Genomic DNA, 18,971 nt, shown 5'->3' with positions numbered 1-18,971 from the left:
ACGGAGACGATCCATGACCCTGTCGATTCGATTGCCGGCGGAAGACGAGGTGCTGCTCGAGCGCGCCGCCGAGGCGCTGCGCATCAGCAAATCGGAATTCATCCGCCGCAGCATCGCCGCCTATGCGGCCAAGGTGATGCCGATCGACCGTGCGGCGAGCGAGATCGACGCGATGTACATCGGCCAGGGCGGCGGCCTGCGGCAGCCCGGGCAGGTGGCGAATCCGGCCAAGCGCGCGATCCTGGAGCGGCTGCGTGAAAAGCACGGATACGCTCGCTGACACCGGCTTCCTGGTCGCGCTTTTCAACGACGGCGACGCCCACCATGCGGGCGCCGTCGCGATGCTGCAGCAGCTGTCCGGCAGGCGTCTCTACACGGTCTGGGAAGTGCTGACCGAGGCCGGCCACCTGCTCGACGATCGCGCGTGGCTCCACCTGCTGCGCTGGGCCGCCGCCGGTCGGCTGACCGTACTGGCAAGCGACCCGGCCGACCTGTCCGAGATCGCCGACTTCACCGAGCGCTACGCCGACGGCGGCGCCGACCTGGCGGACGTGGCGCTGGTCTTCGCAGCCGATCGGACGGGCATCTACAACGTGCTGACGGTGGATCGCAAGGACTTCGACCGCTATCGAAGTCCGCGTGGGCAGCGGCTGAAGCGGATCTGGGTCAAGGATTGACGGGCGGCTGCATCTAGGGCGGCGCATCTAGTCAGTTGAGGACAGAGCAAAAACCGCTGCGCGGTTTCTTGGTCTGTCCCGCAAAGTCTCACTCTGTCCCGCAAGGTCTCACCCAGGCAAGAACCCATCCACCGACAGGTAGCGCTCACCGGTGTCGTAGTTGAACCCCAGCACCACCGCATCGGCCGGCAGCGAGGGCAGTTTCTGGGCGATCGCGGCCAGGGTCGCGCCCGACGAGATGCCGACCAGCATGCCTTCCTCGCGGGCGCAGCGGCGCGCCATCTCGCGCGCCGGCTCGGCGTCGACCTGCAGCACGCCGTCGAGCAGCGCGGTGTCGAGGTTCTTCGGGATGAAGCCGGCGCCGATGCCCTGGATCGGATGCGGCGAGGGCTGGCCGCCGGAGATCACCGGCGAGGCCACCGGCTCGACCGCGAAGACTTGCAGCTTCGGCCACTTCTTCTTGAGCACGCGGGCGCAGCCCGTGATGTGGCCGCCGGTGCCCACGCCGGTGATCAGCACGTCGATGCCATCGGGGAAGTCGGCCGCGATTTCCTCGGCCGTGGTGCGCTCGTGGACCTCGATGTTGGCCGGGTTGTTGAACTGCTGCGGCATCCAGGCGCCGGGGGTTCCGGCGACGATTTCCTCGGCGCGCGCGATCGAGCCCTTCATGCCCTTCTCGCGCGGCGTCAGGTCGAAGCTGGCGCCGTAGGCCAGCATCAGCCGCCGCCGCTCGACCGACATGCTGTCGGGCATCACGAGGATCAGCTTGTAGCCCTTGACCGCCGCCACCATCGCGAGGCCGATGCCGGTGTTGCCGGAGGTCGGCTCGACGATGGTGCCGCCGGGCTTCAGCGCGCCCGAGCGCTCGGCGTCCTCGACCATCGACAGCGCGATGCGGTCCTTGATCGAGCCGCCGGGGTTGGCGCGCTCGCACTTGATCCAGACCTGCTGCGTGGCGTGGCCGAAGAGGCGCTGGATGCGGACATGCGGCGTGCCGCCGATGGTTTGCAGGATGGTGTCGGCTTTCATTCGGTCTCCTTGGGGCCGGGCCCCGGGGTCGGAAAAAGGGGAGGAGCGCCATTGTGGCGATAATCCGCGGGTGGAGCACGCCGGACCGCCGCTGGTGCAAGTCTCGAAAGAGCGCACTGGAGGAACGTCCGGACTGCACAGGACAGCGCAGGAGCTAACGGCTCCCCACCGCGAGGTGAGGATCAGAGCAACAGAGACGAGTCGGCCAGGGGCAACCCCGGCCGGGTGAAACGGGCAATCTCTGCGCGCAGCAACACCAAGTAGGCCAGCGTCGATGTGGTTCCGCAGAGCTGGCGGGTAGGTGGCATCGAGCCGTTTGGCGACAAACGGCCCAGAGTAATGGCGGTCACGCTGGGGGCTCGCAAGAGTCCTCAGTGCACAGAATCCGGCTTACAGGCGTGCTCCACACTTTTTCTGATCAGTTGAGGACAGAGCAAAAACTGCTGCGCAGTTTCTTGGTCCGTCCCGCAAGGTCTCAGAAGCGTTCGTTCGGCGTCATGTAACGCCACTGCCCCGGCAACAGCCCCGACAACGGCACCCGCCCGATGCGGATGCGCTTCATCGCCAGGATCTGCAGCCCGGCGTCGTCGCAGATGTGGGCAATCTGGCCCGGACGCGCGCCCTTCAGCGCGAAGCGCAGGCCGGTGTGGCCCTCGGCCTGCTGGCCGATGCTGACGCGCGCCGGCGAACGCTCCAGGCGGGCCAGCGTCTCGGGACCGACCGGGCCGGCGACGTCCACCATCACCTCGTGCTCGATGATGCCGGCGTCTTCCTGCAGCTTGCGCTCGACCCGGAACTCCTGCGTGAACACCACCAGCCCGCTGGCGCCGGTCTCCAGCGGCGTCATGCAGCGCTGGGCCGCCACGTGGCGCGGCAGGAAGCGCAGGCCGGCGCGTTCGGGTTCGTGGTGGTTGGCCGCCACCAGCAGCCGGTGCGCCGTCTCGGTCGCCATGCCGGCGGGCTTGTGCAGCAGCAGCGTGACCGGCACGACCGGCTCGGGCCGGGCGCCGGATTCGATCTCGACCTGCTGGTGCGCATGCACCCGCGCCTGCGGCACCAGCGCCGGCCGGCCGTCGACCCGCACCGCGCCGTTCTCGATCAGCAGCTCGGCCTCGCGCCGCGAGCAGCCGGCCAGCGCCGCGACCCGCTTGGCGAGCCGGATTCCTTCGTCGTCGGCGTCCTTCATGGCTTGACCATCTGCTGGATGCGCTCGACATGCGCCGCCAGCGAGCGCGCCGCCACCGGCCACATGCGCTCGGGCACGTCGTCGTAGGCCAGCGGCAGCCACTGCTCGGGCGTTCCGTCGGGCAACTCGCGCATCGCCGCGGCGATCTTGGCCTCGCGCTTCAGGCGGTGCGCCTTCAGGTGGGCGATGGCGGCGCGGGCGTCGCCCAGCACGTAGCCGTGCGCCGGCAGGATGAAGCCGATCCCGCCGTCGGCGCAGGCCGCATCGAGCTTGTCGAGCGAGTCGAGGTAGGCGTTCATGTTGCCGTCCGGTGGATCGACCACGGTGGTGCTGCCGTTGAGGATGTGGTCGCCCGAGAACAGCAGTCCGTCTTCTTCGAGCACCAGGCACAGGTGGTTGGCCGCATGGCCCGGCGTGTGGATCACGCGCAGCGTGTGCAGCGGCACCCGCGTCTCGCCGCTGTCGCTGATGGCCGGCGTGGTCAGGACCAGGCGCTCGCCGTCCTGCAGCACCCGGTCGGGCGTGAAGCGGGCGGTGGAGCGGGCCGTCGGCGCCGAGGCCAGGCCGAGGATCGGCGGGCTCGTCTTGCACAGCTTCTGCAGCGGCAGGGCCCCGGGCGAATGGTCGGCATGCGAATGGGTGCAGACGATCATCCGGATGTCGCCCTGGGTCGCGCGCCACAGCCGGCCGATGTGGTCGAAGTCGTTCGGACCCGGATCGATCACGATGTAGCCGCTGTCGGCGTCGCCGACGATGTAGCTGTTGGTGCCGGGGCCGGTCATGGCGCCCGGGTTCGGCGCGGTCAGGCGCTGCACGTTCTTCAAGAGCGGCACCGCCTGCGTGCTCTGCCAGTCGAGCGTGTGGACGATCTGGCCGTCGGGGCTGACCAGCGCCAGTTCGCCGAAGGCCGACTCGGTCTCCATGTAGCGGGCTTCCTGCCCGGCCAGCCAGCCGGCGCGCGGGCAGCTGGTCCAGATCGGGCCTTCGCCGGCGGCGCGGTTGGCGCAGGCGTCGAGCACCGCGTCGACCGTCGGGTAGGCGACCATGCGCTCAAGTGTGCGCACGGTCGGAAAGATCATGAAGAAGCCGCCGGCCGCATGGCGCGCCAGCGCGTCGGCCGGCCGCACCCAGCAGGGTTCGAACTGCTCGGTCTCGTCGGCGGTCGGCGTCTGGCCCTCGGGCATGCGCGCCACCAGGAAGGGGACGTCGAAGCGCTTGGGCAGGTCGCGGTCGGTGATCCAGTGGGCGAAGGTGAACACCTTGTCGGTCGACAACAGCAAGCCGCGCGTCACGCACTGGTCGGCGAAAGCCACCGTGGTGCTGGCGGTGCCGCGGTCCATCGCGGCGACTTCCTCGGCGCTCACGGGCCGGCCGTCGGGGTGATGCGCCAGCAGCACGCCCAGTTCCTCGAAGCTCTCGCGGATGGCCGCGATGGCCTGGGTGAGCTGCACCCGGCTCTGGGTGCGGCGGCGCGTCGCGATCGCGCGCGCGGTGGTGTCGCCCTCGTCGATGCGCCCGCCGGGGAACACATAGGCGCCGGGCGCGAAGCTGGCGTTGGCGGAGCGCCGGGTCATCAGCACTTCGATGCCGTCGGCCGTGTCGCGCAGCAGCAGCACGGTCGCGGCGGCGCGGACCGGCGCCGGCTCGCGCTGGGGATGGAGATATTGGGTGGGGCGTACCATGGCTCGCGATTATCGGGAGATCGGGCGCCGCGTGCGACGAGCGTCATGTGACACACCTTGCGGCGGTGCCTAGAATCATCGGATGCGGTCCGCCACCACATGGCTGATGGGACTGGTCCTCCTCGCCCATGCGATGGGAGCGGCCGGCGCCCAAGCCGTGCCTGCCGCTGCACCCGCGCCCGCTTCGCCCGGCACCGTCGTCCTGATGGAGCTCGACGGCGCCATCGGTCCGGCCGCAGTCGACCACGTGCGCCGCGGCCTCCGGCTGGCGGCCCGCGAACAGGCCCGGCTGGCCGTGATCCAGCTCGACACGCCCGGCGGCCTCGACGCCTCGATGCGCGACATCGTCAAGGACATCCTGGCCTCCCCGGTGCCGGTGGCGACCTTCGTGGCGCCGGACGGCGCCCGCGCCGCCAGCGCCGGCACCTACATCCTCTACGCCAGCCACATCGCCGCGATGGCGCCGGCCAGCAACCTCGGCGCCGCGACGCCGGTGGCGATCGGGGCGCCGACGCCGGCCGTGCCGGACACGATGGCCGCCAAGCGGCTGGCCGACGCCTCGGCCTACCTGCGCAGCCTGGCGCAGCTGCGCGGGCGCAACGCCGACTGGGGCGAGTTGGCGGTGCGCGAGTCGGCCAGCCTGTCGGCGGCCGAAGCATTGCAGAAGAACGTCATCACGCTGATCGCGCAGGATGTGGCCGACCTGCTGCGCCAGGTCGACGGCCGCGAGGTGCGCACGGCGCAGGGGACGCTGCGGTTGTCGACGCGGCAGGCCCAGGTGCTGGTGTTCGAAGCCGACTGGCGCAGCCGGGTGCTGTCGGTGATCACCGAGCCGAGCCTGGCGCTGGTGCTGATGATGCTGGGCATCTACGGCCTGCTGTTCGAGTTCTCGAACCCGGGCTTCGTGCTGCCGGGCGTGGTCGGGGCGATCAGCCTGCTGCTGGCGCTTTTCGGGCTGCAGATGCTGCCGGTCAACTACGCCGGGCTGGGGCTGATCTTCCTCGGCGTGGCCTTCCTGATCGCCGAGGCCTTCCTGCCCACTTTCGGCGCCCTCGGGGTCGGCGGCATCGCCGCCTTCTGTATCGGCGCCGTGCTGCTGATCGACAACGAGGCACCCGGGTTCGGTGTCCCGCTGTGGCTGGTCGGCGCGCTGGCGGTGGTCTCGGCCGGCTTCGTCGTGGTGGTCGCGGGTGCTGCCGCCAGGAGCCGGCGGCGGCCGCCGGTGCTCGGGGTCTCGACCTTGGTCGGGGCCACCGGCGAGCTGGTCGAGTTCGCCGACGGCGAGGGCTGGGCGCAGATTCAGGGCGACTACTGGAAGGTGCGCGGCGCGCAGGGCCTGCGCGCGGGCCGCCGCATCCGCGTGATGCGCGTGCAGGGGCTGGCCTTGCAGGTGGCGGAGGACAACACGGAGGGCCCGTGGCGGGCTTGATGAGACATGTTCTTCAACTTCAACATGGTGCTGCTGGCGCTGTTCGTCCTGCTGGTGGCGATGCTCGCAGCGGCCTCGCTGCGCATCCTGCGCGAGTACGAGCGCGGCGTGGTGTTCCAGCTCGGGCGCTTCTGGAAGGTCAAGGGGCCGGGCCTGGTGATCCTGATCCCCGGCCTGCAGCAGATGGTGCGGGTCGGCCTGCGCGTGATGGTGCTCGACGTGCCGAGCCAGGACGTGATCACGCGCGACAACGTGTCGGTGAAGGTCAACGCGGTGCTCTATTTCCGCGTCGTCGACCCCGAGAAGGCGGTGATCCAGGTCGAGAAGTACTTCGAGGCCACCAGCCAGCTGGCCCAGACCACGCTGCGCGCGGTGCTCGGCAAGCACGAGCTCGACGACCTGCTGGCCGAGCGCGAGCGGCTCAATCTCGACATCCAGAAGATCCTCGCGGCTCAGACCGACCTCTGGGGCATCAAGGTGACCAATGTCGAGATCAAGCATGTCGACCTCAACGAGAACATGGTGCGCGCGATCGCTCGCCAGGCCGAGGCGGAGCGCGAGCGGCGCGCCAAGGTGATCCACGCCGAGGGCGAACTGCAGGCCTCGGTCAAGCTGGCCGAAGCGGCCGAGATCCTGGGCCGGCATCCGCAGGCCCTGCAGCTGCGCTACCTGGAGACGCTCACGGTGATCGGCGCCGACAAGAACTCGACCATCGTGTTCCCGCTGCCGATCGACCTCATCGGCACCTTGCTGCAGCGGCTGGACGAGCGGCCGCCGCGCGCCTGAGCCTTTCTCGCCGCCGCGCTGCGCGTGGCAAGATCATCCGTCTCCATCGCCCGGGCCCCCCGCCATGCTCATCAACTGCGTCGTCTACCAGGACGGTTCCAAGCTCGCCGACATTCCGGTTTCCGAGATCAGCGACTACCTGTCGCGGCCGGGCTGCTTCGTGTGGGTGGCGCTGCACGAAGCCACGGCCGGGGAGCTGGCCGAGCTGCAGCAGGAATTCGACCTCCATCCGCTGGCGGTCGAGGATGCCCAGCATGGCCACCAGCGGCCCAAGGTCGAGGAGTACGCCGATTCGCTGTTCGCGGTGATGCACCTGCTGGAGCCCGATGGGCTCGACCAGGGCGAGCTCGGCGTTGGCGAGGTCGATGTCTTCGTCGGCCGCAACTACGTGGTCTCGGTGCGCAACCGCAGCGAGCACGGCTTCGTCGAAGTCCGCCAGCGCTGCGAGCGCGAGCCCGAGCTGCTGCGGCAGGGGCCGGGCTTCGTGCTGTACGCGCTCATGGATGCGGTGGTCGACCGCTACTTCCCGGTGATCGACGCGCTCGAGGTCGAGCTCGAGAAGATCGAGCTGCGGATCTTCACCAAGGGCTCGGCGCGCGAGAGCATCGAGCGGCTCTACGCCTTGAAGCGGCGGCTGACGGTGCTCAAGCACGCGGTCGCGCCGCTGCTGGAAGGGGTCGGCAAGCTGCACGGCGGCCGGGTGCCGCAGCTCTGCGCCGGCTCGCAGGAGTATTTCCGCGATGTGGTCGACCACCTGGGCCGCATCAACGCCTCGGTCGATGCCAGCCGCGACACCATCGGCACGGCGATCAGCGTCAACCTGTCCATGGTCACGATCGAGGATGGCGAGGTCACCAAGCGGCTGGCCGCCTGGGCGGCGATCTTCGCGGTCTGCACCGCGTTCGCGGGCATCTGGGGCATGAACTTCCAGCACATGCCCGAGCTGCAATGGCGCTTCGGCTATCCGCTGGCCTTGCTGCTGATCGCGGCGATATCCGGCTACCTCTACTACCGCTTCCGGCGCGCCGGCTGGGTTTGAGGGCCATGTCCCCGCCCGATGCCCTCCTCATCCGCAACGTGCGCCCGCTGGGCCGGGCGCCGGTCGACCTGCTGCTGCGCGACGGCCGGATCGCGGCGATCGGCAGCGCCCTGGAGGCGCCGCAGGCGCCGATCGAGATCGAGCACGGCGGCGGTGCATTGCTGCTGCCCGGCCTGGTCGAGGGCCACACCCATCTCGACAAGACCCTCTGGGGCATGGCCTGGTACCGCAACGAAGTCGGCACCCGGCTGGTCGACAAGATCGACAACGAACGCGCCTTCCGCCAGGCCAGCGGCCACGATGCGGCGGGCCAGTCGCTGGCGCTGGCCCGGGCCTTCCTGGTCCGCGGCACGACCCGCCTGCGCACCCATGTCGACATCGACACCCAGGCCGGGCTGCGCCATCTCGAGGGCGTGGTGCGCACGCGCGAGGCCATGCAGGCCCTGCAGCAGATCCAGATCGTGGCCTTCCCGCAGTCCGGCCTGCTGCAGCGGCCCGGCACCGCGGCGCTGCTCGAGCAGGCGATGGGCGCGGGCGCCGACCTGCTCGGCGGGCTCGATCCCTGCGCGATCGACGGCGACCCGGTGCGCTCGCTCGACACGCTCTTCGGCATCGCCGAACGCCGCGGCTGCGGCCTCGACATCCACTTGCACGAACCGGGAGCGATGGGCGCCTTCTCGCTCGGGCTGATCATGGACCGCATCGCCGCGCTCGGCATGCAGGGCAAGGTGGCGATCAGCCACGGCTTCTGCCTCGGCGACCTGCCGCCGGCCGAGCGCGACCCGCTGATCGCGCGCATGGCGCAGCTCGGCATGGTGCTGATCACCAGCGCGCCGCCGTCGCGCAGCGTGCCGCCCTTGCTGGCCTGCCGCCAGGCCGGCCTCACGGTGCTGGGCGGCAACGACGGCATCCGCGACACCTGGTCGCCCTACGGCAACCCCGACATGCTCGAGCGCGCGATGCTGATCGGCCTGCGCTACAACCTGCGCCGCGACGACGAACTCGATGTCGCGCTCGACTGCGTCACCCATGCCGGTGCGCGCGGCTGCGGCTTCGAGGCCTATGGCCTGGCACCGGGCGACCGGGCCGACCTGGTGCTGGTCGATGCGCAGACCGTGGCCGAGGCGATCGTGGCGCGGCCGCCGCGCCGGCTGGTCGTGGCCGGCGGGCGCATCTGCGCGCGCAACGGCTCGTTGATCTGACATCCCCACGGAGAAAACACGATGTACCAGGAAGAATTCATGAAGCGCGCCATCGCGTTGTCGGCCCAGGCCTTGACGACGCCCGGCACCGAGCCGTTCGCGGCGCTGGTGGTGAAGGACGGCGTGGTCGTCGGCGAGGGCTTCAACCACTCGGTGGTGCATTTCGACCCGACCTCGCACGGCGAGATCGAGGCGATCCGCGACGCCTGCCGCAACCTGAAGACCGTCGACCTCGGCGGCTGCGAGCTCTACACCTCGTGCGAGCCCTGCGCCCTGTGCGTCGCGGCGATGCGGATCGCCGGCATCGGCCAGCTCTACTACGCCGCCTCGCTGGCGCAATCGGGCGCGGCCTTCGAGGGCGTGCCGGTGGCGGCCCGCCATCCGATCGACGTCGAGGCGCTGCGCGCCGAGGCCGGCGCGCCGCTGGAGCGACGCCAGCCACCGGCCCAGCAGCGGATGGCCGACGATGCGATACAGGTTCTTTCAGATTGGGCTGTAGCACGAAAGGTGGAATTCGAATGATCTTCCGGGCAGAATCCGGCCCACATGAAATTTCGGACTGGCTCGCTCCTTGGCATCGCATTGATTTCCCTGGCATCGCACACGGCCTTCGGCCAGCCGTCGGATGTTCAGGATTCGTTCAGTAAAGAACCATGGTGGGAGCTGGTCGTCGGCCCTTTCGCGGTTCACTTCAGCAACGAGGACGAACACACGCACGTTTACCTGCTGGGCCTCGAGCGCAACCAGCCCGACGGCTGGATGTGGGGCCTGTCGGCGTTCCAGAACTCCTTCGGCCAGGCGTCCGCGTATGCCTACTACGGCTATCGCTGGGATAACCTGTTCGGCAATCCGTCGCTGTACTTCAAGCTGTCGGGCGGCATCATCTACGGCTACGTGGGCCAGTACAAGGACAAGGTGCCCTTCAACCATGACGGCTTCGGCCTCGGCATCATCCCCGCGATCGGCTACAAGTTCACGAAGGCGGATGCGGTGCAGATCGGGACCCTCGGCACCGCCGGCCTGATCTTCACCTACAACCGCAAGTTCTGAAGTCCGGCCCGGGGCCGGCGGGATGGTCAGCCGATAATCCCGGGATGCGAATCCGCTTCACCAAGATGCAGGGCGCCGGCAACGACTTCGTCGTGCTGGACGAAACCCGCGGCACGCTCGGCCTCGACGCCGCGCAGTACCGCTTCCTGGCCGACCGCCATTTCGGTGTCGGCGCCGACCAGATCCTCTCGGTGCGGCCGTCGCCGGCGCCGGGCATCGATTTCCAGTACGTGATCCACAACGCCGACGGCGGCGAGGTCGAGCAATGCGGCAACGGCGCGCGCTGCTTCATGCGCTTCGTGCGCGAGCGCCAACTGACGGTCAAGGACGCGGTGCGGGTGCAGACGCTGTCGGGCGTGATCGAGCCGCGGATGGGGGCCGACGGCCGGGTCACGGTCGACATGGGCGCCCCGGTCTTCGACCTGGCCCGCGTGCCCTTCGATCCCGCAGGGCTCGACCCGCAGCCCGAAGGCGGATGGCACACCTGGCACCTGGCGCTCGGCACCCATGCGGGCAGCGCGATCGTGGCCGTCGCCGTGCTGTCGATGGGCAACCCGCACGCGGTGCAGATCGTCGCCGACGTCGACACCGCACCGGTCGGGGTGCAGGGCCCGCTGATCGAGCACCACCCGCGCTTCCCGCAACGCGTCAATGCCGGCTTCATGCAGGTGGTCGACCGCGCCCACGTGCGGCTGCGGGTCTTCGAGCGCGGCGCCGGCGAGACCCTGGCCTGCGGCACCGGCGCCTGCGCCGCGGTGGTCGCGGGCATCCGGCTCGGCCTGCTCGACGCGAGGGTCGATGTCCAGACCCGCGGCGGACTGCTCACCATCGAATGGGCCGGCGAGGGTGCCCCGGTGCTGATGACCGGCCCCGCGCTCACCGTCTTCGAGGGCGACATCGAGGTGCCGGACCCGTCATGAACAATTTCAACGCCAACGCCATGAACCCGATCACCGAAGACGACATTGCCAACTACCTGGCGAACACGCCCGATTTCTTCGAGCGCCATGCCCAGCTGCTCGGCCAGGTCCAGTTGACCAGCCCGCACGGCAACCGTGCCGTCAGCCTGCAGGAGCGCCAGGCCGAGATGCTGCGCGAGAAGATCAAGGCGCTTGAGCATCGCGTCATGGACATGGTGCGCCACGGCACCGAGAACGTGGTCACGGCCGACCGCCTGCAGCGGTGGACCCGCGGCCTGCTCACCACGCGCGACCCGCGCGGGCTGCCGGGGCAGATCGCCGGCCAGCTGCAGTCGCTGTTCCTGGTGCCGCAGACGGCCATCAAGGTCTGGGATTGCGACAGCGCCTACCGGGACGAGGCCTACGCCCAGTGGGTCAGCGAGGACGTCAAGGCGCTCGCCACCTCGCTGACGGCCCCCTATTGCGGCTTGAACTCCGGCTTCGAGGCGGCCGGTTGGCTGGCCGAGCCGCAGGCCGCGGTGTCGATCGCCCTGATCCCGCTGCGGGCCGAGCCCGAGGCCCCGGCCTTCGGCCTGCTGGTGCTGGCCTCGCCGGACGCCCAGCGCTTCAACGCCGAGATGGGCACCGATTTCCTGGAGCGCATCGCCGAGCTCGCCTCGGGCGCGCTGTCGCGGCTGCGCCCTTGAACCGGACCCTGCGGCGCGCCGCCTGGGGCGCGCTGGCGATCCTCCTGGCGGGCTATGCGGCGATCCACCTGATGGTGTGGCGCCACGCGCTCGCCCGCCTCGCCGATCCCCCGCCGCGTCCCGCCGATGCGGCGCTGGTGCTCGGCAACCGGGCCTACAAGGACGGCCGGCCGAACCCCTGCATGACCGGCCGGGTCGACGCCGGCGTCGCTCTCGCCAAGGCCGGGGCGGTCCGCCAACTGGTGTTCTCGGGCGGCGTCGATCACGAGGACGGCCGCATCGAAGCCGAGGTGATGGCGCGGCATGCGCGCAGCGTGGGCTATGCCGGAAGCGCGCTGCTGGAGGACGGCTCGCAGTCGACGCGCGAGAACCTGGCGCTGTCGCGCGCCGTTCTGCAGGCCGCCGGCATCCACAGCGTGGTCGTCGTCACCGAGCCCTATCACCTCTGGCGGGCGGAGCGGCTGGCGCACGCCGGCGGCTTCGACCGCCAGTTCGACGTCCAGTTCGCCGCCGCGCCGAGCAGCTGCTGGCAGACCTGGGGCATGGCCTTCAAGGGCGCATTGCGCGAGCCTTTCGCGATCGTGAACAATGCGATGAATGGCTATCTCCACTGAAGCGGCGCCGGCCGCGATGCCGGCTGCGATCGAGAAGTACCTCGAGCACGTGCGGGTCGAGCGCCGGCTGGCGGCGCGCACGGTCGAGCTGTATGCCATCCACCTCGCGTCGCTGGCGCAGAACGCCGCCGCCGCCGGGCTGGCGCTCGACCAGGTCCAGACCGCCCACGTGCGCCGCTGGATGGCCCAGCTGCACGGCGCCGGCCGCGAGTCGCGCGGCATCGCGCTGGTGCTCTCGTGCTGGCGCAGCTTCTACCGCTGGCTGGGCAACGAGGGGCTGATCGGTGCCAACCCGGTCCAGGACGTCCATGCGCCGAAGGCGGCGCGTCCGCTGCCCAAGGCGCTGGCGGTCGACGACGCGGTGCGGCTGGCCGAACTGCACGACGCAGAGGCCGACCCCTGGGACGAGGCGCGCGACCGCGCGATCGTCGAGTTGCTCTATGGCTGCGGCCTGCGGGTCGGCGAACTGATCGGGCTGGACGTGCAGCCGAGCGGCACGGCGCGGGGCTGGATCGACCTCGATGCCGCCGAGGCCAACGTGCTCGGCAAGGGCAGCAAGCGCCGCCTGGTGCCGGTCGGCAGCAAGGCGCTCGAGGCGCTGGCCGCCTGGCTGGCCGTGCGCGGCGACTGTGCGGCGCTGGAGGCCGCACGGCTGCGCGACCCCGGCAACGCGGCGGCATTGTTCATCGGCCGCAACGGCACCCGCTGCTCGGCCCATTCGGTCTGGAAGCAGCTGCGCGGGCGCAGCCTCAAGGCCGGCCTGTCGGCGCCGGTCCATCCGCACATGCTGCGGCACTCCTTCGCCAGCCACCTGCTGCAATCCAGCAGCGACCTGCGCGCAGTGCAGGAACTGCTGGGGCACGCCAACATTTCCACCACCCAGGTCTACACCCGGCTGGATTTTCAGCACCTGGCCAAGGCCTACGACGCCGCCCATCCCCGGGCCCAGGCGCGCGACGAGGGGCCGCCTGCGGGCGTCGGCTCGCGGCGCGGCAACAAGAACGGTCATTCATGAAGCTTCTGCGTCTGCGTCCCGGGAAGGAGCGCTCGCTGCTGCGCCGCCACCCCTGGTTGTTCGAATCCGCGATCGCCAAGGGCGGCGGCGATGCCGGCGAAACCGTCCGCATCGAGGCCGAGGACGGCCGTTTCCTGGCCTGGGCCGCGTACAGCCCGCATTCGAAGATCCGGGCCCGCGCCTGGAGCTTCGACGAGGGGCAGCGCATCGATGCCGCCTTCCTGGCGGCGAGGGTCGCGCAAGCGGTCCGCGCCCGGCTGCTGTTCGACCTCCAGAGCGACGGCCTGCGGCTGGTCCACGGCGAGGCCGACGGCCTGCCGGGCCTGATCGTCGACCGCTATGGCGACACGCTGGTGGCGCAGTTCCTGTCGGCCGGCGTCGAGCGCTGGAAGGCGCCGCTGGCCGACGCGCTGCTCGCCGCCACCGGCCTCGAAAAGCTCTACGAGCGCTCCGATGCCAGCGGCCGCGAGCGCGAGGGCCTGAAGCCGCAGACCGGCTGGCTGCGCGGCAGCGGCCCGACCGAATTGCGCATCCGCGAGCACGACTGGCAATTGGGCCTGGACATCGCGACCGGCCACAAGACCGGCTTCTACCTCGACCAGCGCGACAGCCGCCAGCGCTTCGCCGAGCTGGCCGCGCGGCGGCGCTTTCGCCGCGTGCTGAACTGCTTCTGCTACACCGGCGGCTTCACGGTCGCCGCCCTGGCCGGCCTGAAGGCGGCGGACGCGGTCGAGGGCGCCGAGCTGATCTCGATCGATTCCTCGCTGCCGGCGCTGGAGCGCGCCCGGGCCCACGTGGCCCTGAATGGCTTCGACGATGCCCGTTGCGAATTCCTCGATGCCGACGTCAACGCCAGCCTGCGCCGCTTCGTCGAGGAGGGGCGGCAGTTCGATGCGATCGTGCTCGACCCGCCGAAGTTCGCCCCCACGGTGGCGCACGCCGAACGCGCCGCGCGCGCCTACAAGGACCTCAACCGGCAGGCCTTCAAGCTGCTGGCGCCGGGCGGCCACCTGCTGACCTTCTCGTGTTCGGGCGGCATCGGCGCCGACCTGTTCCACAAGATCGTGGCCTCGGCCGGCATCGACGCCGGGGTCGACGGCTACATCACCGAGCGCCTCGGCGCGGCGCCCGACCACCCGATGACCATCGAGTTCCCCGAAGGCGAGTACTTGAAAGGCCTGGTGGTGGTGCGCAAATAGCCTTTGCCCTTGCCGCGGCGCGGCCGAGCCGGCGTCGCTAAACTTCCCGCCTTCCCCCCGTTTCCCCGTTTCTCCCCGGAGCATTCCCATGGCCCTCATCCCCGCCACCATCCTCACCGGCTTCCTCGGCTCCGGCAAGACCACCCTGCTCAAGCGGATCCTGAGCGAGGCCCATGGCCAGAAGATCGCGGTGATCGAGAACGAGTTCGGCGAGGAGAACATCGACAACGACATCCTGGTCACCGAGTCGAAGGAGCAGATCGTCCAGATGAGCAACGGCTGCATCTGCTGCACCATCCGCGAGGACCTGCGCGAGGCGCTGCAGCTGCTGGCGGCCAAGAAGCGCAAGGGCCTGCTGGACTTCGACCGGGTGGTGATCGAGACCACCGGCCTGGCCGATCCCGGACCGGTGGCCCAGACCTTCTTCATGGACGACGAGATCGCCGAGAGCTACCTGCTCGACTCGATCCTGACGCTGGTCGATGCCAAGCATGCTCCGCAGCAGCTCAACGACCGCCAGGAAGCCCGGCGCCAGGTCGGCTTTGCCGACCAGATCTTCATCAGCAAGAGCGACCTGGTCGCCGAGGAAGAGACCGAGGCGCTGATCCACCGCCTCAAGCACATGAACCCGCGCGCGCCGCAGCAGAAGGTGCATTTCGGCGAGGTGCCGATCAAGGACGTGTTCGACCTGCGCGGCTTCAACCTCAACGCCAAGCTGGACATCGACCCGGACTTCCTCAAGGAAGAAGAGGCGCACGACCACGACCACGACCATGACCACGCTCACGGCGAGCATTGCGACCATCCTTCGCATGCGCACGAAGGCCATGGCCACCACCACCATCACGACGACGATGTCAAGAGCTTTGTGTACCGCTCCGACCGGGCCTTCGATCCGGCCCGGCTGGAGGACTTCCTGGGCGCGATCGTCAACATCTACGGTCCGCGGATGCTGCGCTACAAGGGCGTGCTGCACATGCAGGGCACCGAGCGCAAGGTGATCTTCCAGGGCGTGCACCAGCTCATGGGCAGCGACCTCGGGCCGGCCTGGGGCGCCGACGAAAAGCGCACCAGCCGCATGGTGTTCATCGGCATCGACCTGCCGCGCGAGATCCTCGAACAGGGCCTCGACCAGTGTCTGGTCTGATTTGACCGCCCTGGGGACGGTTCTCTCTATACAATCGCGCGCCTGTTACGGGAGCCAGACACGTCCTTCTGGGGCGAAGTGTGACTTCCGGCATAGGGTCGGGCGCGTATCGGGGCTGGATTCGGGGGTATAACCCCGGGGTTCGCCATCGGCGAGCCCCCATGATCTGAATGCGCGTCCGAGTCCATCGAAGGAGCCAGTCACCGTGAAGAAACCCGCCGCAACAGCCAAGCCCGCGTCGAAGCCGGCCGTCAAGAAGACGGTGGTTGCCAAGCAGGCGGTACCGGCGGCGAAGAAGGTTTCCGCCAAGCCCGCTGCCGAGCCGCCCAAGCCCGCCGCCAAGAGCAAGGCGCCGGCGGCCGCCGCGGGCGCCCCCTCATCCAAACCGGCCGGCGCCCACGCCGTGCCACCTGCACCATCGAGTCCCATGAAAAAAACGGCTGCCGCCTCATCCTCTTCCGCCCCGGCGACACCCGCAACGACTGCCGCCCCCGCTCCCGCACGCGGCGGCCGTGTGTCGCGGCTGTCACAGCTGACGGTCCCCTCCATGCCGCAATCGGTGGCGTCCACCGCGGCCAAGTCCAGCTTCGTGCAGATCAGCTCGAACGCGCTGGTGCCGCCGCCGCCGATCGCGGTCAAGAAAGATCCGAAACTGGTCAACAACTGGAAGACCAAGTCGGCCGAGGAGCTCAGCGATGCCGAAGTCATCGCGATGCCCGACACCGAGTACATGAACGAGAAGCAGATGGCGTTCTTCCGCCTGAAGCTGCAGGAACTCAAGCGCGGCATCCTCGAGAACGCCGGCGAGACGACCGAGCACCTGCGCGAGGACACGGTGGTCGTGCCCGATCCGGCCGACCGCGCCACGATCGAGGAAGAGCACGCGCTCGAACTGCGCACCCGCGACCGCGAGCGCAAGCTGCTCAAGAAGATCGAGCAGTCGATCCAGCGCATCGACGCCGGCGACTACGGCTACTGCGACGAGACCGGCGAGCCGATCGGTGTCGGCCGCCTGCTGGCCCGTCCGACCGCCACGCTGTCGCTCGAGGCACAGCAGCGTCGCGAACTGAAGCAGAAGATGTTCGGCGACTGATCACCCAGGGAGCCGGACGGAGACGCTGCGCATGGCCAAGGAAGAAACCGGTCGCTTGCTGTCGAAGGTGGCGAAGTTCGTTCGCAATCCCCTCAAGGATTGGTCCGAGCTCGACGCCGACGAGTCGTCGACGCTCGAAAACGGCTACAGCCGTGAAATGCTCAAGGAAATGATCGAGCGGCGGCAGCGCAACGACTTCGTGCGCCGCCGCGAGTTCGACATGCTGCGCAAGCTGCGCCAGCGCGAGGCGGCCGGCGGGCGCGACCCGGCGGCCACGCCGTCGTCGTTCAACGTCAGCAGCACCAACGACAAATCCGATGGCCGGGCGCTCACGCTCAAGAAGATCGACGAGATCGAAGAGCAGATGTCCCAGCAGTGGTGGAAGGGGCGCGACCCCCGCGCCGCGGCCCCGGCCGCCGAAGGTGCGCCGGCCGATGGCGCGCCGCACATGGCCGAACAGCATGCGCGCGCCTATGCCGACACGGTGCCGGGCGTGCCGCAGGGCGGGGTCCAGGGGCTCCAGGTCCAGTTGCCCGCCCATGACGGCAGCATCGAGGAAGCCGCGATCCGCTATGCCCACGGCGACGATGCCGGCGCCGAGGCGATCCTGTTGCAGGCGCTGGCGCCCGACAGCCCGACCGGCTCGCACGACGACACCTGGCGCACCCTGCTCGATCTTTACCGCGCCACCGGCGACGCCGAGAAATTCGAGGCCGCCAGCACCCGCTATGCCCAGCGGATGAAGCAGGCCGCGCCCGAGTGGATCTCGTTCCGTGCCCTGGCCAACTCGGCCCGCGCCGCGACACCGGGCCAGCCGCTGCCGGCGCCGGCGCCGGCGAGCGATGCCGACTGGGCCAGCCCGCCGCGGCTCGCGCGCGAGGGCCTGATCGGCCTGACCCGTGCCCTGGGCGCCGCCGGCCCGTCGTGGCGGCTCGACTGGAGCGCGCTCGACGCCATCGAGCCCGATGCGGCCGGGCCGCTGCGGGCCTTGTTCACCCATTGGGCCGACTCGACCGTGCAGCTGCGCTTCCGCGGCGCCGACCGGCTGCTGCTGGTGCTCGCCGAAGCCACGCCGGCCAACGACCGCGGCGTCGATGCCGTGTGGTGGCAACTCCACATGGCGGCCTTGCGGGTGATGCACCGCGGCGACGAATTCGAGCTGCTGGCGCTCAACTACTGCATCACCTACGAGGTGTCGCCGCCGCCCTGGGAAGATCCCAAGGGCGACTTCGCGTTGCTGGACGCCGCGCCGGCGGCAGCCGCCCCCGCGAGGGCCTTCTCCTTCGGCGCCGACGAGCCGCACAAGCCCGCCGCGCCGGAGCCGGGCCACAGCCAGCTGGTCGGCGACCTGATCGGGGAGTCGCTCTCGACCTGGCAGCGGCTCGACGCCGACCTGGGCGACGCGGCGTCGCCGGTGGTGTCCTGTGCGGCCCTGGTGCGGATCGATTTCGCCGCCGCCGGGACCCTGCTCAACTGGGTCACCGACCACCACGGCAGCGGCCGCAGCGTGCAGTTCACCGACGTCCACCGCCTGGCGGCGGCCTTTTTCGACGTCATCGGCATCGCCGACCACGCCTCGGTCGCCCTCAGAAAAGACTGAAGTCGGCGCCGGCCGGGGGTTGAGATCGGGCCCTTCGCCCTGAAGTTGCTTCGATGGAACAATTTCACGGAACCACCATCGTCAGCGTCCGCCGCAAGGTTGCAGGGGCTGCCGACCAGGTCGCCATCGGCGGCGACGGCCAGGTCACGCTGGGCAACATCGTCATCAAGGGCACCGCGCGCAAGGTGCGCCGGCTCTACCACGGCAAGGTGCTGGCCGGGTTCGCCGGCGCCACCGCCGATGCCTTCACCCTGTTCGAGCGCTTCGAGGCCAAGCTCGAGAAGCACCAGGGCCACCTGGCGCGCGCGGCCATCGAGCTGACCAAGGACTGGCGCACCGACCGCGTGCTGCGCCGTCTGGAGGCCATGCTGGCCGTGGCCGACGCCACCAGCTCGCTGATCATCACCGGCAACGGCGACGTGCTGGAGCCCGAGAACGGCATCATCGCGATCGGTTCCGGCGGTGCCTACGCACAAGCCGCGGCCAAGGCGCTGCTCGACAACTCCGAGCTGCCCGCCGAGCAGATCGTGAAGAAATCGCTGGAGATCGCCGGCGAACTCTGCATTTACACGAACATGCACCACACGGTCGAGACCCTCTGAGAATCGCGAGCCCCT

At 69.8% G+C, this 18,971-nt stretch carries 20 protein-coding genes and 1 other RNA gene; 18 read left to right on the top strand and 3 right to left on the bottom strand.

Annotated features, from left to right (window positions below; translation table 11 throughout):
* The first annotated feature begins 13 nt into the window (after positions 1-13).
* Positions 14-280 carry a ribbon-helix-helix protein, CopG family gene (locus QTI17_RS14645; RefSeq protein WP_286368833.1) on the top strand — a complete coding sequence of 89 codons (267 nt, stop codon included), beginning with the start codon at positions 14-16 and terminating at the stop codon, positions 278-280.
* The gene (locus tag QTI17_RS14640) at positions 255-677 is read left to right on the top strand and encodes a type II toxin-antitoxin system VapC family toxin (protein ID WP_286533984.1); all 423 of its coding nucleotides are present in this window, start codon (positions 255-257) and stop codon (positions 675-677) included. The genes QTI17_RS14645 and QTI17_RS14640 overlap by 26 nt, the downstream gene beginning before the upstream one ends.
* A gap of 108 nt (positions 678-785) precedes the next feature.
* On the opposite strand, the gene cysK is transcribed toward QTI17_RS14640, so the two are convergent.
* Positions 786-1,706 carry a cysteine synthase A gene (gene cysK / locus QTI17_RS14635; RefSeq protein WP_286533983.1) on the bottom strand — a complete coding sequence of 307 codons (921 nt, stop codon included), beginning with the start codon at positions 1,704-1,706 and terminating at the stop codon, positions 786-788.
* A gap of 72 nt (positions 1,707-1,778) precedes the next feature.
* Between cysK and rnpB the strand changes: the two genes are divergently transcribed.
* Positions 1,779-2,115, top strand: an RNA gene (rnpB, locus tag QTI17_RS14630) — RNase P RNA component class A.
* Between the two features lie 66 nt (positions 2,116-2,181).
* On the opposite strand, the gene QTI17_RS14625 is transcribed toward rnpB, so the two are convergent.
* Both QTI17_RS14625 and QTI17_RS14620 read right to left on the bottom strand, forming a co-directional pair.
* A complete protein-coding gene (locus tag QTI17_RS14625) occupies positions 2,182-2,892 on the bottom strand; it encodes an RNA pseudouridine synthase (RefSeq protein WP_286533982.1) in 711 nt (236 codons plus the stop codon).
* Complete coding sequence (locus QTI17_RS14620; protein ID WP_286533981.1) at positions 2,889-4,574, bottom strand: MBL fold metallo-hydrolase; 1,686 nt, start codon at positions 4,572-4,574, stop codon at positions 2,889-2,891. The genes QTI17_RS14625 and QTI17_RS14620 overlap by 4 nt, the downstream gene beginning before the upstream one ends.
* Positions 4,575-4,680: 106 nt before the next feature.
* Here QTI17_RS14620 and QTI17_RS14615 point away from each other — a divergent pair, with 106 nt between their 5' ends.
* The 15 genes from QTI17_RS14615 (at position 4,681) to hslV (ending at position 18,956) form a co-directional block, all read left to right on the top strand.
* Positions 4,681-6,003, top strand: a complete 1,323-nt coding sequence (locus QTI17_RS14615) for an NfeD family protein (protein WP_286533979.1) — start codon at positions 4,681-4,683, stop codon at positions 6,001-6,003.
* Positions 6,004-6,009: 6 nt separating this feature from the next.
* Positions 6,010-6,789: a slipin family protein gene (locus tag QTI17_RS14610; protein ID WP_286533978.1), complete on the top strand. Its 780-nt coding sequence runs from the start codon at positions 6,010-6,012 to the stop codon at positions 6,787-6,789.
* 64 nt (positions 6,790-6,853) lie between these two features.
* Positions 6,854-7,828, top strand: coding sequence for a magnesium and cobalt transport protein CorA (locus QTI17_RS14605; RefSeq protein WP_286533977.1), 975 nt, complete (start codon positions 6,854-6,856; stop codon positions 7,826-7,828).
* Positions 7,829-7,833: 5 nt separating this feature from the next.
* The gene (locus tag QTI17_RS14600) at positions 7,834-9,030 is read left to right on the top strand and encodes an amidohydrolase family protein (RefSeq protein ID WP_286533976.1); all 1,197 of its coding nucleotides are present in this window, start codon (positions 7,834-7,836) and stop codon (positions 9,028-9,030) included.
* A gap of 21 nt (positions 9,031-9,051) precedes the next feature.
* Positions 9,052-9,552 carry a nucleoside deaminase gene (locus tag QTI17_RS14595; protein WP_286533975.1) on the top strand — a complete coding sequence of 167 codons (501 nt, stop codon included), beginning with the start codon at positions 9,052-9,054 and terminating at the stop codon, positions 9,550-9,552.
* Between the two features lie 24 nt (positions 9,553-9,576).
* Entirely contained in the window at positions 9,577-10,080 is a 504-nt protein-coding gene (locus QTI17_RS14590; protein ID WP_286533974.1) for an ABC transporter ATP-binding protein, read from the top strand.
* 44 nt (positions 10,081-10,124) lie between these two features.
* Positions 10,125-11,000, top strand: coding sequence for a diaminopimelate epimerase (gene dapF / locus QTI17_RS14585; RefSeq protein ID WP_286533973.1), 876 nt, complete (start codon positions 10,125-10,127; stop codon positions 10,998-11,000).
* Entirely contained in the window at positions 10,997-11,686 is a 690-nt protein-coding gene (locus QTI17_RS14580; RefSeq protein WP_286533972.1) for a DUF484 family protein, read from the top strand. Before dapF ends, QTI17_RS14580 begins: the two co-directional genes overlap by 4 nt.
* Entirely contained in the window at positions 11,683-12,300 is a 618-nt protein-coding gene (locus QTI17_RS14575) for a YdcF family protein (protein WP_286533971.1), read from the top strand. Before QTI17_RS14580 ends, QTI17_RS14575 begins: the two co-directional genes overlap by 4 nt.
* Positions 12,284-13,315, top strand: coding sequence for a tyrosine recombinase XerC (locus QTI17_RS14570; RefSeq protein ID WP_286533970.1), 1,032 nt, complete (start codon positions 12,284-12,286; stop codon positions 13,313-13,315). The genes QTI17_RS14575 and QTI17_RS14570 overlap by 17 nt, the downstream gene beginning before the upstream one ends.
* A complete protein-coding gene (locus QTI17_RS14565) occupies positions 13,312-14,514 on the top strand; it encodes a class I SAM-dependent rRNA methyltransferase (protein WP_286533969.1) in 1,203 nt (400 codons plus the stop codon). The genes QTI17_RS14570 and QTI17_RS14565 overlap by 4 nt, the downstream gene beginning before the upstream one ends.
* Positions 14,515-14,602: 88 nt before the next feature.
* A complete protein-coding gene (locus tag QTI17_RS14560; protein WP_286533968.1) occupies positions 14,603-15,661 on the top strand; it encodes a CobW family GTP-binding protein in 1,059 nt (352 codons plus the stop codon).
* 205 nt (positions 15,662-15,866) lie between these two features.
* On the top strand, positions 15,867-16,754 hold the full coding sequence (dksA, locus tag QTI17_RS14555; RefSeq protein ID WP_286533966.1) for an RNA polymerase-binding protein DksA: 888 nt from the start codon (positions 15,867-15,869) through the stop codon (positions 16,752-16,754).
* Positions 16,755-16,785: 31 nt separating this feature from the next.
* A complete protein-coding gene (locus QTI17_RS14550) occupies positions 16,786-18,354 on the top strand; it encodes a Rossmann-fold NAD(P)-binding domain-containing protein (protein WP_286533964.1) in 1,569 nt (522 codons plus the stop codon).
* 53 nt (positions 18,355-18,407) lie between these two features.
* Positions 18,408-18,956 (top strand): ATP-dependent protease subunit HslV, encoded by a 549-nt coding sequence (gene hslV, locus QTI17_RS14545; RefSeq protein WP_286533963.1) that lies wholly within the window; start codon positions 18,408-18,410, stop codon positions 18,954-18,956.
* Positions 18,957-18,971: the final 15 nt, after the last annotated feature.

Origin of the sequence: Variovorax sp. J31P179 (assembly GCF_030316985.1) — a bacterium.
GTDB classification, from domain to species: domain Bacteria; phylum Pseudomonadota; class Gammaproteobacteria; order Burkholderiales; family Burkholderiaceae_C; genus Variovorax; species Variovorax ginsengisoli_B.
This window is presented reverse-complemented; position numbering and strand designations above follow the sequence as displayed.